This window comes from Acinetobacter sp. YH16032 (assembly GCF_013417345.1).
Classification (GTDB): domain Bacteria; phylum Pseudomonadota; class Gammaproteobacteria; order Pseudomonadales; family Moraxellaceae; genus Acinetobacter.
In genome coordinates, this window is record NZ_VPEE01000126.1 from 1 (window position 1) to 1,777 (window position 1,777).

The window sequence follows — 1,777 nt, forward strand, 5'->3', positions numbered from 1 at the left end:
CCAGATTTGTATAGCTAAAGTAATGAAAAAAAAGACTATTATGTAATTTAAATCTCTAGACTATTTTATAATAAATTATTTATCTAATAAATCGATCACTATCTTTGATGTTATCTGTTTTATATATTTTTGATTTTTTATATATTGTTCTTAAGCAAGGCAGAAAGTTAATGAAATCATTTATGACCTATCCAGCCGCGTGATTTAGAGTCTATTTTTATCTCAGCCAAACCTCGGCTGGGATTTTTTGCCTGAAATTTCGTATAAGAGATTTTATGTTAAATAAAAGGAAAAAGTGCTTTTAAAAGATTACAGACTAGTAACTAAATTAATTTGATCTAATATTTTTTTGCAGTTTTCAATAGATTCCTTAGCTGATATTTCTGTCACTTTATCCTCTAACTTATAATCTGCAATAATACGTAATTGATGGAAGCTAACTAGTCGATATGCTATAGCTTTCAATTGTTTATTTGCCGGACGTAATTCTATTAAAGTCTGCCGTAAGGATGCATGAGTTCCACCTTTATAGGCATTCACAGGAATGCCTAAGGAATTGGATTTTTCATTAAGTTTATGAAATGCACAGTAATAACTACGGCTTATTATCTGACGATAATCAATTTCTGAAATTGGAGTAATAGAAATGATTTTTTGTGCAAAATTTAAAAATTCTATGCTATCCACGACTATCCTAATTCATTGCTTTTAAAATTTTCAGCCGTAAATATTATAGGATATTTAATAAGCTCTTCATACTCATAACTATCTAATAAGTCTAAAAATTTATCATTCATACCATCATTTAACAGCATAACTGTTTCTAGATCCAAATCGGTATTGAATAGTATTGTAGAAATTTGACTATCATTCACTTCTATAAATCTATTAACTTGATTATTACAGTGTGTGAAGAAGACAGAAAAAGCTACTTTCAATACATCTCTATACAAATCGAGATTTAGATTTGTATTTTCTATAATTTCTTGACGCGTCTCATTTAAGCTTAATAATTCTTGTTCATAGAATTTTTTCTTATTGTCATCTAAAGACTTCATATTAGTTAGCCTTTGATCATTAATATAATAAATTTTACATAAATTAAAGAACGATTCAAAATATGATGGATTATTACTTAACTCAAAAGCTTTCCAATAGGAATCAATTGCTTCTGAGTACTTTCCAGCATGTCCTAAAACATTAGCTATGTTTGAGTAGATCATAGCCTGATAGCCACAATCTTTTGTAAGTAATAATATAGATTTAAATATATTTATAGCTTCATCATGCTTATTTTCATAAGCAGCTATTGTGCCTAAAATAGCTTTATATTTGCATATATCTATACTACGAACCTTTTCCGCATCTCTTTTCCATGATTGAATTTTAAAGACACTAGATGTTTTCCTAACATTAGAGAACATAGCATCAAAAATGCTTTTATCAATAGTTTGAGGAGATATCATAGTCGATTAGGAATTCCATTTTTAATGCGCGGGTATAGTACAATATTTTGCTTTACTGAGTTACTAATTTTAGGTGGGTCATAAATTTATACTTCAAAAATAAAGGATTAGATCGAAAAATACTATTTTTTTTACTAAATATCATCCATTTCTATACTAAACACTTGGTTGTCATTTTTCTACAATTAATAAAATACTGATTAGTTGAATTAATTTAGATAAGAAAAAACCCCGGCATCCTGCCGGGGTTTTTCGTATTGGTTCGTTCGGTATAACTCCTGTCGTACCTTACAGTCCTTGTGCTTATCTAT

Annotated in this window: 2 protein-coding genes; both read right to left on the bottom strand. The window is 28.5% G+C overall.

Features of this window, described 5'->3' with window-relative positions:
- Positions 1 to 309: 309 nt before the first annotated feature.
- Complete coding sequence (locus FTV32_RS16820) at positions 310 to 687, bottom strand: hypothetical protein (protein WP_179997592.1); 378 nt, start codon at positions 685 to 687, stop codon at positions 310 to 312.
- A gap of 2 nt (positions 688 to 689) precedes the next feature.
- The gene (locus FTV32_RS16825; protein ID WP_092768988.1) at positions 690 to 1,466 is read right to left on the bottom strand and encodes a tetratricopeptide repeat protein; all 777 of its coding nucleotides are present in this window, start codon (positions 1,464 to 1,466) and stop codon (positions 690 to 692) included.
- Positions 1,467 to 1,777 lie beyond the last annotated feature (311 nt).